We start from the raw sequence: 13,059 nt of genomic DNA, 5'->3' as shown, positions 1-13,059 counted from the left end.
TTCAAAAAAAAGAAAATTTAAATGAATCAAATCCTCCTTTTTGAAATTCAAATTAATTAACTATGGTTTTTCATTGAATTTTTGGGGTGAATCTCCAACGTCTCATTTCACTCGCTGCGCTCGAGAAATTCGTCGTTGGAGGATGTTGTTTTGGTTTTCCAATCATTTTCAAAAAGAGAAACATCGTTTTTCTTTAATTTTATGAAAAACGAACTCCGTTTTTTCTTAAAAATTCAAAAATTTTTAGGATTTTATCGGAGTTCGGGTTTTCAATATTTTCTTCAAAAAACCGATGTTTGGGTTAAATCGGCAAAACCAATAAACCCAAAGCAATCGCCGCCATCAAAACAATAATTGCCAAAACCGCAGCAATCATCAAAATATCGGCGGCCTTGTACTTGATTTTTCTTTTATTCTCCGACGCTTTCCGATACCCGCGCATATCAATCGTCAATCCGAGCGTATCCGCTTTTGACAATGAATTGAGCATCAGCGGAAGCATCACGGGCCCGGTTTGCTTAATCTTTCCGATTAAACCGCCGCCGGGGTTGTATCCTCTTGAAAGCTGCGCCTCATTAATTCGAACCCCTTCGCGCTGAAGCGTCGGAATAAAGCGAATCGCAATCAAAAACATCAAAGCGTAATCGCTCGGCACGCGCAGAATGTAAAGCGCGTTGACAAGTTCGCTCGGCTGCGTTGAAATAACCAGCATCTGGAATGATGAAATCAAAACCGCGAATCGAAGACTCATTGTCACGGCGAAGAGAATCGCGCCCGTCGTCACCGGAATATAGCCGTCACCGATCGGAATCAAATTAAAGAGCGTGTTCCCGTCTTTCATCGTCAAAACCGTCAGCAGAACCAAGAGAACGCTGAGAATGATTAAAATCGGAAGCTGTTTTAAGAGCGCTTTTCCGAGTCCCGAAACCGCTGCAAGCGCGACAATAAAGACAATCATCGCCGCCAAAATGTATTGGTTTTCAGTCATCACAGCCGCAATCAGCATGCCGACGGCAAAAATAATCTTTGTCATCGCATTCAGGCGGTGGAACAAACCGTTGCCGGGCGTGTACTGCATAATGTCGTCCATTTCAGACACCCCCTTCTGTTTCGGTTTCTGCAAGTTCGATGTCGGTGCTTTCGATGATTTCGCCGGTCAAATATTTTGTTCCGTCAATGATATTCGTAATCTTGCCGCCGACCATTTCAATAATTCTGTCCGCCGCAATTTCCGCGATTTTCGGGCTGTGCGTCACCATCAGAATTGTTTTGCCTTCGTTTCGAATCTTCATCAAAAGTTCCATGATTTCAAAAGATTCCTGCAAATCAAGGCCGGTCGTCGGCTCATCTAAAATCAGAATCGGCTGTCCCATCGCCAAAACACAAGCCAGCGCCAAACGTTGACGTTCGCCGCGGCTGAGATAGCGCGGATTGATGTTTTCTTTATTTGAAAGACCAACCTCAAAAAGCGCTTTTGAAACCGCCGCTGAATCGTTTTTACCGATATTTTTCAAACCGAATTCGACTTCTTTTCGGCAGGTATTTTCAAACAGCATCGTATCCGGATTTTGAAAAACCAATCCGACGTTTTCGGCAATTTCCGGAACGCGCATGCCGTCAATATTTTTCCCGAATATTTCAACCGCGCCCGAAGTCGGGCGAAGCAAACCGTTCAAGTGTTTAATCAAAGTCGTTTTCCCCGATCCGTTTTCTCCGACAACGGCAATAATCTCGCCGGCGTACAAATCAAGAGAAACATCATCGAGCGCTTTTAAATTGTTGCCGCCGTAAACGTGAACCAAATTCCGAACCGATGCAATCGGTTTTTTTGAATTTGATTCCTCTGGTTCTGAATATTCCGCCCTTTCAAAAGCCGGAATTGTCGCCGAATCTTTAACAGGCTTGCCGTCATAAACGACTTTTCCGTGTTCCAATCGAATTTGGCGCGTCGCGTAATCGACGGTTTCATCGACCATATGCTCGACCAAAACAACGGTTTTGCCGCTGTCCGCCAATCCTTTCAAAACGGAATAAACTTGTCTTCGGGCGTTTTTATCAAGTTCGGAAGTCGCCTCGTCCAAAACCAGAATCGGCGTTTCCTTTGAGAGCGCCGCCGCGAATGCGACGCGCTGCTTCTGGCCGCCGGAAAGCGCGTGAGGCGCGCGGTCTTTAATTTCGCCCGTATTCGTCAGCGCGTACAAATGATTCAATTTCTCGGAAATTTCCGCTTCCGATAATTTTCTTGTTTCAAGCCCCGTTTTGATTTCCTCTTCGACCGTCGTAAAAATCAATTGCGCGTCGGCGTCATCAAAGACCATGCCGACTTCAAGGCTGAGCTCTTCCATGTCTTTATAATCGTCCGCGTATTTTCCGCAAACGGTAATGTCACCCGAAACCGTTCCGCCGTAGGAATGCAAAATGATTCCCGTCACGGTTCGGCAGAATGTGGTTTTTCCCGAACCCGACGGACCGGTCACGACAACAAATTCGTCTTTTCCGATTTGAAGAGAAACATTGTCAATCGAAGGGTCCAACGCCGTTGATTGAGCTGAGGTTTGATTGTCTGCCGTCTCCGTTTGACCTTGTGCCGCGCCGTATGTAAAACTGACATTTTCAAGTCCGATGATTGTTTCGGAATTTGCCGGCTTATCGTGTTTTCCTTTCAAAATCGGCTGCGTTTTTTGCATCACGGTTGTTGCCGGCATCGCAATCACCTGAACGATGATTGAATTAACAATTGTTGCGACAAGAACAATCGGCGTGAGCGAAATTGCAAACGAAAGCATCGTCGCAGGCGTTGCGTCTGTTGTTGCAATCATCACCAAGCAAGTGATTGCGACAAATGACAAACCGCTCGCGGGGGTTGCAATCGCTGTTGTAATTCCCGGCGCGAGTTTTGTTTTATTTTGAATGACTTTGTAAACCAAAAGACAAACGAACGCGCCGATTGGTTCTGATATTAAATTTCCGAGCGGGAAAATGGAATGGCTGAAAACGGCGCAAATGATACCGGCCACCAACCCGATTCCGAGCGTTTCCTTGAATTTTGGGACCACCAAAATGATTGCGAGGCAGTAAAAAGCGATTGTCAGATTCGCGACAATCGCGCCCGGAATGAAAAGTGAAATGTATCTGGCAATGGCGCCCGCGGCAAGCAAAATGCCGACAAGCGCAATATCTCTGGATTTCATGTAAGATCTTAATTCCTAAAATGTTCCTTCATTTTGATTTTTAATGTTTTGAAATGAAATGAATTTGAAATGAATCGTAAAATTTCATAAGCGATGCTGTCCGATGTTTAAAATCACAATGGGGAAATATTGCCGATTTTCTTTTTTCAATATTTTATTGAATTTGTTCAATTTTTTTGATCTTGGAAAATCGGTTCATATTTCGCCCGGAGTTCCCTGCGGAGCAGTTTCCATCCGTTGACGCGCGGCAATTCGCTCACGCTCAAGATGTGTTTCGGAACTTTGTAACCGGCCAAATGCTCTTTTGCAAAGTCTGAAAGCTCTGCAGGGCTCTCGCAGCCCGCGCGCCAGATGATTGCGGCAACAGGCATTTCACCGCGGTGCGGATGCAAAACGCCGAAAACGGCTGCATCGGACACATCCGGGTGCTGAAGCAAAACGTCTTCGACTTCCGTCGGGTAAATTTTCCAGCCCGACATGACAATCATATCTTTTTTCCGGTCCGTCAGACAAAGGCGCAAATCCGCGTCCAAATAGCCGATGTCGCCGGTCAAAAACCAGCCGTCGGCTAAGAAAACTTGCTTCGTCTCTTCCGGCATGCCGTAATATCCTTTGGCGACAGCCGGCCCGCGAAGCGCGATTTCGCCGATTTCGCCCTGTTCAAGTTCGCGGTCGGAATCGTTCTCATCAACGATTTTGACTTCCGAGAAACAAACCGGATGTCCGACGCTTTGGAATTTGTCGGCGGTCGCGTAATCGACCGGACGAATGACGGTTCCCGTTCCGATCACAATCGTTTCGGAAAGGCCGTAAGCGTTGACGACGGGAATATTGTAGCGGTGGTGAAACGTTTTCCAAACTTCATTGTGAAGCGGGCCGCCGCCGGAAATGATTTCGCGAACGGTTTTGACGCGCTCTTCCGTTCCTGCGGGGCAGTTGACAAATGAATGAATCACCGGCGGCATTCCGGAAAGTGCCGTCACTTTATGCGTTTCAATCAAATGCAGATAATTTTCAAGCTCGTAGCGCTCCATCATGATGTAAAGCGCGCCCGATCGAAGTGCCGCAATGCCCCAGCTGAGACCGACGTGTCCCATCGGGTAAATGCCCAAATAGACATCGGATTCCACGAATTCCATGACGTCGACTTCATTGGAAATGGCGGCCAACCAGTTGCCGTGCGTGAGCATCGCGCCTTTGGGCTTTCCGGTTGTTCCCGACGTGTATTGAATCTGGCACAAATCTTCGGGATCCGTTTCCGTCGGCGGCAAAATCGGATGATTTCTCATCTCTTCAATGCCGGCCGGAACAAAAACCGAGCAGGACGAATTGTCTTCAAAAAAATCAACGCCGTCTTCATCGGTAATAACAAGGCGAACGCCGGCGTTTTGAATCATATAATCCAATTCGAATTTCGTGTAAACGCGATTTGTCGGGACAACGACGGCACCGAGTCTCCAAATCGCGAAATAAGAAAACAAATATTCCGGCGAATTGTTCAAATAAATCAAAACACGGTCGCCTTTTCCGATTCCTTTTTCTTTCAGTTTCTCTGCAAGTCCCGAAGCGATCGAAAGAATTTCGGCGGAGGTGTAATATGTTCCGCGCTCCGGCGAATGAAAGACATTTTTAGAAAGGCGGCGCATGTTTGCGTCCAAAAATGTGGTAATGTTTAACATAGTTAATGTTCCTTTAAGCTCTATAATGGACAAATATGTGCATTGTATATAAACATTCTCATTTTATTGGCAATTTAATTGAAAATAAAAAAAGTTTAAACAATCCTTTCAGATTTGTTTTTATGATTTGTTTTAATCAAGTCTTAAATTTCTTTTATCAAAGAAACAGAATTGCAGTCCGGATATTTGGAACAATTCACGCAGTCTGCCCAGATTTTCCACGGAAGTTCTTCTCTTTTGATTTCCGTAAAACCTTTCTTTTTGAAAAACTCGGGACTGCTTGTTAAAACAAATAATTTCCGGAGACCGATTGTTTTTGCGTCTTCAACACAGGCATCTAAAAGGAGCGTTCCGTTTCCCTTGCGCGTGTACGGTTTTGCGACCGCGAAGGAGACAACTTCTCCCAAATCTTCCCAATCCGGATGCACGCCGCAGCAGCCGACAACTTTTCCGTCGTCTTCCATGATTGCGAAATCACGGATATTCGTGTAAAGGCTGTCTAAGGAGCGCGGAAGCATACAGCCGTCCGTCGCATAGGAATTAATCAATTCCTTCATTTCAAAAACGTCACTCATCTTTGCTTTTCGAATCAAAACGCCACCCCGGCAGAATTGGTTGAGTTCAAATTATCTGTGAGGATAAAAAACAATCGGTAATATCGGTTTTAAAATGACAAAATGCAAGAAATGAAATAAATGAAAAACAAAAAACCGAAAAACAGAACAAAATCAAAAAATGAAACAAACAGAAAAAAACAAACAGAAAAAAACAAACAGAAAAAAAACAACAGAATGAAACAAAATAAAGCTAAAAATAAAATGAAATGCGAGCGCGGGAGGATTCGAACCCCCGGCCTGCAGCTTAGGAGGCTGCTGCCATATCCGCTAGGCCACGCGCCCGGTGTGAGTATTTCTTTAATGTTTTGTCTTACATATTAATATTATGTTTTGCTGACGTTCATTCATATTTTTTGTTTTTAATGTCTCTCTCTACGTTTTTTAATTCTCAAATATTTTTATATACGTTTTGCTCATTCATATTCATTAATTATGTCGGATTTTTCCCGATGTATCTGTTTATCGTTTTAACAAAGTAGGTTATTTTACAACGAAATTTTATAACGAAAATTTAGGGGATAAAGATGCATTCCAAAATTGCAAAAACACTTATCTTATCCGTTTTGATTTTGTTCCTTTTCACAAGCGTTGCGGCCGCCCAGGAATGGGTTGTGACGTCCGCGGGCGACACCGGAAAAGTCAATCTCAGCACGGTTGATCTCAGTAATATGACGCTGCGTGAAGCAATCGCGAAAGCCAATTCCGGCGACACGATTGTTTTCGCGGACAACATCACCGCCGTCTCACTCATGAACGGTTCTTTAAACATTTCTAAAGATTTGACAATCGGCGGCAGCTCAAAAGTCACCGTCAAACGTGATTCCAGTCCGGTCACGCAAGACATGACGATTTTTACCGTCTCAGGCAGCAATGTTGTTCTCAGACAGCTGACCATTGAAAACGGTTACACAATGAACGGTACCGGCGGCGCCGTTACGGCTGACCGCGCAAATGTCACGATCGAATCCTGTACGATTCAGAGAAACAAAGCCGATTTCGGCGGCGCGGTTTATGTCTCAAACGGCAGCAATGTGAAACTCGTTTCCTCTTCCGTTTACAAAAACAACGCGACTTCCGAAGGTTCCGCAATTTATGTCAAAAGCGGCAACGTCGAGCTTCAAAACTCTGTGATTGACAGCCATTCCGACAAATACAATGTTATCCAGCTGGATCAGGGAAAATTGATTGCTTCCCAATCTCGTTTCATTAACAACGAAGTTACTTCCAAAGGCAGTCCTGTTACCGCTTCTTCCGGAACGATTGTTGAAATCAGAAACAGCACCTTCTCCAACAACACAGCAACGGAAAGCGCAGGCATTACCGCTTACGGCACGCTTCTCGCGGAAAATTGCGCCTTTGACGGCGGCAAATCTTCCGGCAGCGGCGGCGGCATTTCTTTGAAGAACGGTTCTGTCGGCAACATTAAGTATTCCGTTTTCTCAAATGCGAACGTTACGGATGACGGCGGCGGCGTTCACATCGATGTCGGTGCAACGGCAACGATTGACACCTGCACGTTCCTCAACAACATCGCAAATTACGGCGGCGCTTTCTTCAACCGCGGTACGTTGGACGCAAAATCCGTCACAGCCGTCAACAACACGGCAAAATTCTTCGGCGGCGCAGCTGCTTTGTGGAATGACGGCAATGTGACATTGACGAAATCCGTTCTTGCCGGCAACACCGCAAAATCCAACAACACTGCAAAGGATGTCGGCGGCGGCGGAATCAACGTTTCCAACAGTCAGGCAACGCTTTCAAGCAACGTTATTGTCGGCAACACCGATCCGAGAGAAATTGATTTCGGCGAAGGAAATGCGACTGTCAGAAGCGGCGGCAACAACCTTGTCGGAACTTACAGAGGATCCGGCAGATTCCCGATTGAAGCAACCGATGTCGCAGGCATTCAGATGTCTGACGTTTTCGTCATTGAAAACGGTCTTCCGGCTTTGACAAAATCAACCGGGTACACAGCCGGCTACGACAAAGTTCAGGTTTACACCGTTGCTTTAAACAGCAGCGCAAACAATCCTGCGGCAGGCATTCTCGGCGACTATACGCCGGCACCGACGCCGACGCCTGAGCCGTCTGAGCCCGGAACTGTCACGCCCGAGCCCGAACAGCCTTCCGCCGGATCCGGAAGCAGTTTGGTGACCTATTTGGTTTACGGTGTCATCGGCATCGTTCTCTTGGTTATCCTTGCGGTTGTCGCGGTTCTTTTGTGGAAATACAATGAAAAGAGAAAATACAAATTCGGATAATCCGAATTTCTTTTTTTCATTTAATCGTTAAGGGCTTTCGCCTTTAACGCTTCTCTTTTATTTCGTGTTTTTCGGCGGTCGGGGCGCCGCGCGCGTGTCGCTTCATTTTTTCAAAAACGAATTGAAAATTTGCACTCGTTTTTTCGTTTTTAATTTTAAGAGTCGAATTTTTAAATCATTTGTTTTATTCATATTATTCTTATCAAATTCAGGTGAAATCAATGACAGAATTAAATGTTGTAAACAAAACGCAAAAACAAAATCAGCCGTCTCGCGCTGTTCCGGGAATTGACATGAGCCGCATTAAAAACGTATTTGTCGTCATGAGCGGCAAGGGCGGTGTCGGCAAAAGCACTGTCGCCTGCGCGCTTGCAGCCGGTCTTGCTGTTCGCGGCAACCATGTCGGTTTAATGGACTGTGACATTCACGGGCCGAGCGTTCCCGCAATTTTCGGAATCGGTCAGGAAGATTTGCAAGTCGTCGATGAAAAAATGATTCCGGCAAAACCCGAGGCGAATTTGAATCTCGGTGTCATTTCAATCGGTTTGCTTTTGCCCGATGACGATACGCCGGTGATTTGGCGCGGTCCGGCAAAAGCCGGCGCGATTCAGCAGTTTTTCACCGATGTCGATTGGGGAAATTTGGATTATTTAATTATTGACCTGCCGCCGGGAACCGGAGACGAGCCGCTTGGAATCATGCAGCTTTTGCCGAAAAACAACGGCGCAATCATTGTTACAATTCCGCAGGACATCGCGCTGACAAGCGTCCGCAAATCTTTGACTTTCCTTCAAAAAATGGACGTTCCGCTTGTCGGAATCGTCAGCAACATGGACGGTTTGATTTGTCCGCACTGCGATGAAAAAATCGATCTTTACGGTGCGAGCGGTCTTGACAAGGCGGCAACTGATTTCGACGCGTCCATTCTGGCGCGCTTGCCGATGGACCCGGCTTTCTCACAAGCCCAGGAAAATGGGAAAATGGTTGAATGGATGATGAAAGAATCCGAATGGACGAAGGAGTTCCAAAAAGTTTTGGACACGGTTGAAAAGAACAGTTTAAAACAGTAAAATCTCAGATTTTTTCTGTTCTTTTTTTGTTTTTATCTATTTATACTTCTCTATTTAATCGCATTCGGGAGATTACTTTTTTTGAAATTGCACTTTTCATAAAATATTTATAGCTGAATGTAATTGTTTACTCATTGGGAAATTTGGGTTTACAATGGTTTCTTCTGATGACTTTCCGATGATTTTTTCTGAACGTTTGTCGGATGATTCTTTCTGATGATGCATGATTTCGAATATTTTTTGATATTCGTTGTGTTTTGTTTGTTTATGGCTGTTTTCAGACAAACGGTGTCGGGTGAATGAAGTTTGTAAATCTTTGGGTTAAATGTGATATGTTATGGACGAAATTTCTGATTATAATTCTGATCCCGTCAAAATCAAAAAAATGGTGTTGGCCGCGCTTTTTGCAGCTTTGATTGCCGCCGGCGCGTTTATTAAAATTCCGCTGCCGTTTGGCGTTCCGATTACGCTTCAGACATTTTTTGTTCTGCTGGCGGTGGTCACGCTTGGCAGAAATTGGGGAACGCTCAGCATTATTGTTTATCTTCTTGTCGGATTCATCGGCATTCCTGTTTTTGCAGGCGGTGCCGCCGGAATTCAAATCCTTGCCGGACCGACTGCCGGCTATTTGTATTCATTCGTTGTCGTCGCGTTCATTGTCGGCTGGCTGAGTGATCTTGTTTCAAAAAAAACGCCGCCTGTCATGTTCGGGCTTGCCGCGCTTGGAAGCATTTTAATTCTGACAATCGGCTCTCTCCATTTGGCATTCTTCAGCTCGATTTCTTTGCCGGCGGCATTCTTGGGCGGTTTTGCGCCGTTCTTTGTCGGTGACATGATTAAATCAATCGCAATCGGTTTGGTTGCGCCGGCGCTCATTCGCAAAGTTAATTTCAAAGCGATTTGATTTCAAATCGCAATTTTTTATATTTCATGAAATCAAAATAAAATTAAATCAAAAACGAGTATCTTCGGGGATACAATCGAGGGGACACAAATGACAAACGACGCGGAAATATCCGAAACGAAAGTTTCCGAACAAAATCCGGATTTAAAAGTAAATGCGGATTCGGATAATTCTTCAAAAGAATCTTCAAACGAAAATTCAAATGAGAAATCGAATGAAAACTCAAACGAGAAATCAAGTGAGAACTCAAATGAAAATCCCGTTGACAATTCCGTTGAGCCTGAAATTGCTTTTGAAGCGGATGCTCTCTCATTTGCCTATCCCGGCGGTTCCCCGATTCTTAAAAACATTGATTTGAAAATTTATAAAGGCGATTTTACAATTATCGTCGGCTTGAACGGTTCCGGGAAATCGACATTCGCTTACCACTTAAACGGTCTTTTGCGCCCGACATCCGGCAAAATGAAAGTTTTCGGCAAGGATACGAAAGAGCGAAAGAACGCGTCTGCCATTCATCGTGAAGTCGGCATTGTTTTCCAAAATCCTTACACGCAATTTGTCGGAAATACGGTTGAAGAAGACATCGCGTTCGGGCCCGAAAATTTAGGATTGGACCGCGAAGAAATTAAAACGCGCGTCTCCGGTGTTTTGGAAGCCGTTCACCTCAAAGAGCTCGCTTACCAAGATCCGTCGACGCTCAGCGGCGGTGAAGCGCAGGCGGCAGCGATTGCAGGCGTGCTTGCGATGGATCCTGAGTGCATCGTCTTTGATGAAATCACGTCCATGCTGGACATGGCGGCAGAAGACCGCATTTTAAAATTAATCGACCGCCTTTACGAGCGCGGCAAAACGATTGTTTACATCAGCCACAACCCGAAAGACCTTTTAAAAGCCGACAGGATTATTGTTTTCGATAAAGGCGAAATCGCTTTTGACGGCGACCTTTCCGGATACATCGCGTCCGGCAAATACCGCCTGCCGGATATGGTTGAGCTTCTCAAACATCTTCGCGAAGGCGGCGTTGAAATTTCTGAAACAATTTCAGATCCGAAAGCGGCGGCGGATGAAATTTTAAAACAAATTCAGCAATCAAATCAACAATCCGGTCAACAATCAAATCCGCAATCAAATCAACAATCAAATCTATAAAATACAAAAACGGACGGTAGAGATGTATAAACAGTTCTTGAGTTACGTCAGCGGCAATTCTTTTTTGCACAAATTGGATCCGCGGACAAAAATTATTACTTTGATGATTTTAAGCATCATCATTTTCAATATTAACCGCATCTGGAGTTTACTCTCTCTTCTTGCTTTATTTGCGATTGTTGCGCTGGTCGCTCGAATTCCGATTAAAAAATTGGTTTTATCCGTTAAACCGCTGCTTTTTTTCATCGTCGTTGTCTTTTTGCTGCATTTCCTGTTCGCGCCGACGCCTGTTTTTTCGGACATTTCACTCTCCGTCAAAATCATGGACGATCAAATTAACAATCTGGATCCGCAATACATGTTCGCGGCAAAAGAACTCGAACATGAAGTTCAATTTTATCAGCTTCAATATTTCGAAGGATTTTACGAATATCCGCCGGCTGATTTTCACAATAACGGCGATTATCATTATTTAATTCTCTCAGGACCGCCGCCGAACGGCTCTTTTGATGTCGAAGGTCCGGCTCGGTTTGAAGTCGGCAGTTTCAGAATCGAGCGCATTCCGTACGATCAGATTCCGGAAGATCATTTCAATAAACATTATTTTGAACCGATTCCGGCGGATGATCCGAACAGGCGCGTTCATTTAAGCAAGCCTGCGATTTATGAAATTAAAGTCACGCCGGAGACGAGTTTTTCAATCTACCCGAGCATGTACAGTTTCATGACCGGCCTCGGCGTCGCTTTGAAATTCATTTTATTGATTTTGTTCGCGTCTTTGATGGCGGCGACAACCAAACAGTCCGCGCTGATTCAGGGCATTGAACGAATGGTTCGTCCGATTCCGCTGAAATGGGCGAATATCACATCTCAGGACTTGGCGCTTATGGTTCTCTTGACCATTCGGTTCATTCCGCTTTTGACTTCCACGTCCTCTCAAATCAAAGTGTCGGCGCAGTCCCGCGCTTTTAATCCCGGCAAACACCCGTTCCGCTCGATTAAAATCGTTTCAACATCGCTGATTAATTCCATCATTGATTTCGCCGATGACGTTTCAAAAGCTATGATTAATCGCGGATATACCGGCATCGGCAAGACTTCCATGAGCGAATTGAAAATGACGCGAAAAGACGGCGTTTTCTTCTGCGCCTTCCTTTTTGTCATGTTTTTCATCATTGTCAGTGTCGGCTGGATGCAGATTTCACTCGGAACACACATTTGATTCGTGTTCCTTTTCTTCATTTTTATTCTGATTTTTCCAAATCTTTTTATAGAAACGCATTAATCATTTCAGTATCTTTTTGATACTAATCTGTTTTATAGAAATATGTCCAAATAATGACAAATAGAACAGTTTTTCAGAATCTTTTTATTTCTCAAATCATTTGGGATTACATTTATGGTTTATTCAGAATATTTCAGGAGTCAAAACGATGCTTCAAATTGAAGATTTATATGTGGAGGTGGCAGGGCGGCCGCTTCTCAAAAATGTATCACTGACGGTGGAAAAAGGCGAGACGACGATTTTGTTCGGCCCAAACGGTGCCGGAAAATCCGCGCTTTTGAGCACGATTATGGGTTATTCCAATTTTAAAGTGATTTCCGGGAAGATTTTTTTCAAAGGAAAAGACATCACGGAAGCGCCGATTAATGAGCGCGCGAAAATGGGAATCGGCATCATGTCTCAGCGTCCGCCCAATATCGCAGGCGTTAAGCTGCGCGATTTGGTGGAAATTGAAGCCGGCGGCAAATCTTTGGATTTAAACGAAATGGCGCGCGCAATTGACATGGAACGCTTTTTGGATCGCGATATCAACGTCGGTTTTTCGGGCGGCGAAATCAAACGCTCGGAACTGCTTCAGCTCAGTGTTCAAAGTCCCGATTTTTATTTGTTGGACGAGCCGGAATCCGGCGTCGATCCGGTCAACATGGCGCAAGTCGGAAACACGATTAAAAAGCTGATCTGCAATCACAAAGCCTGTTCTCACGCGCCCGATCGCAAATCCGCGCTCGTAATCACGCACACCGGCGAAATTTTGGATTATTTGGCCGCCGACAAAGCGTATATTTTGTGCGACGGAACGGTCATGTGTTCCGGAAACCCGGCGCGTCTGCTTGATGAAATCAAGACGCAGGGCTATGAAGAGTGCATTCGCTGCAAAGTCAATCCGATACAGCTGGAGTGAGG

At 45.0% G+C, this 13,059-nt stretch carries 10 protein-coding genes and 1 tRNA gene; 6 read left to right on the top strand and 5 right to left on the bottom strand.

All coding sequences use genetic code 11. The annotated features are described in order from the left end of the window. Nucleotides 1–301 precede the first annotated feature (301 nt). From MmiEs2_RS06210 to MmiEs2_RS06190, 5 genes are all read right to left on the bottom strand, one after another. Nucleotides 302–1,090 (bottom strand): energy-coupling factor transporter transmembrane component T family protein, encoded by a 789-nt coding sequence (locus tag MmiEs2_RS06210; protein ID WP_316559008.1) that lies wholly within the window; start codon nucleotides 1,088–1,090, stop codon nucleotides 302–304. A 1-nt stretch (nucleotide 1,091) separates the two neighbouring features. Then, nucleotides 1,092–3,191, bottom strand: coding sequence for an ABC transporter ATP-binding protein (locus MmiEs2_RS06205; RefSeq protein WP_316559007.1), 2,100 nt, complete (start codon nucleotides 3,189–3,191; stop codon nucleotides 1,092–1,094). A 167-nt stretch (nucleotides 3,192–3,358) separates the two neighbouring features. After that, nucleotides 3,359–4,870: a class I adenylate-forming enzyme family protein gene (locus tag MmiEs2_RS06200; protein ID WP_316559006.1), complete on the bottom strand. Its 1,512-nt coding sequence runs from the start codon at nucleotides 4,868–4,870 to the stop codon at nucleotides 3,359–3,361. Between the two features lie 143 nt (nucleotides 4,871–5,013). Beyond that, nucleotides 5,014–5,463 (bottom strand): N-acetyltransferase, encoded by a 450-nt coding sequence (locus MmiEs2_RS06195; RefSeq protein ID WP_316559005.1) that lies wholly within the window; start codon nucleotides 5,461–5,463, stop codon nucleotides 5,014–5,016. A gap of 233 nt (nucleotides 5,464–5,696) precedes the next feature. Then, nucleotides 5,697–5,769: transfer RNA gene (locus MmiEs2_RS06190), tRNA-Arg, on the bottom strand. Between the two features lie 242 nt (nucleotides 5,770–6,011). Here MmiEs2_RS06190 and MmiEs2_RS06185 point away from each other — a divergent pair. From MmiEs2_RS06185 to MmiEs2_RS06160, 6 genes are all read left to right on the top strand, one after another. Next, nucleotides 6,012–7,748, top strand: a complete 1,737-nt coding sequence (locus tag MmiEs2_RS06185) for a hypothetical protein (RefSeq protein ID WP_316559004.1) — start codon at nucleotides 6,012–6,014, stop codon at nucleotides 7,746–7,748. Nucleotides 7,749–7,969: 221 nt separating this feature from the next. After that, the gene (locus MmiEs2_RS06180; RefSeq protein ID WP_316559003.1) at nucleotides 7,970–8,818 is read left to right on the top strand and encodes an Mrp/NBP35 family ATP-binding protein; all 849 of its coding nucleotides are present in this window, start codon (nucleotides 7,970–7,972) and stop codon (nucleotides 8,816–8,818) included. A 337-nt stretch (nucleotides 8,819–9,155) separates the two neighbouring features. Then, a complete protein-coding gene (locus MmiEs2_RS06175) occupies nucleotides 9,156–9,722 on the top strand; it encodes a biotin transporter BioY (protein WP_316559002.1) in 567 nt (188 codons plus the stop codon). Nucleotides 9,723–9,812: 90 nt separating this feature from the next. Continuing rightward, nucleotides 9,813–10,871 carry an ATP-binding cassette domain-containing protein gene (locus tag MmiEs2_RS06170; RefSeq protein WP_316559001.1) on the top strand — a complete coding sequence of 353 codons (1,059 nt, stop codon included), beginning with the start codon at nucleotides 9,813–9,815 and terminating at the stop codon, nucleotides 10,869–10,871. Nucleotides 10,872–10,893: 22 nt separating this feature from the next. After that, nucleotides 10,894–12,093: an energy-coupling factor transporter transmembrane component T family protein gene (locus tag MmiEs2_RS06165; protein WP_316559000.1), complete on the top strand. Its 1,200-nt coding sequence runs from the start codon at nucleotides 10,894–10,896 to the stop codon at nucleotides 12,091–12,093. A gap of 211 nt (nucleotides 12,094–12,304) precedes the next feature. Beyond that, nucleotides 12,305–13,057: an ABC transporter ATP-binding protein gene (locus MmiEs2_RS06160; RefSeq protein ID WP_316558999.1), complete on the top strand. Its 753-nt coding sequence runs from the start codon at nucleotides 12,305–12,307 to the stop codon at nucleotides 13,055–13,057. Nucleotides 13,058–13,059: the final 2 nt, after the last annotated feature.

This window comes from Methanimicrococcus stummii (assembly GCF_032594435.1).
Taxonomy (GTDB): Archaea; Halobacteriota; Methanosarcinia; order Methanosarcinales; family Methanosarcinaceae; genus Methanimicrococcus; species Methanimicrococcus stummii.
The sequence above is the reverse complement of the archived record's forward strand: the minus strand, read 5'-3'. Positions and strand labels throughout refer to the sequence as shown.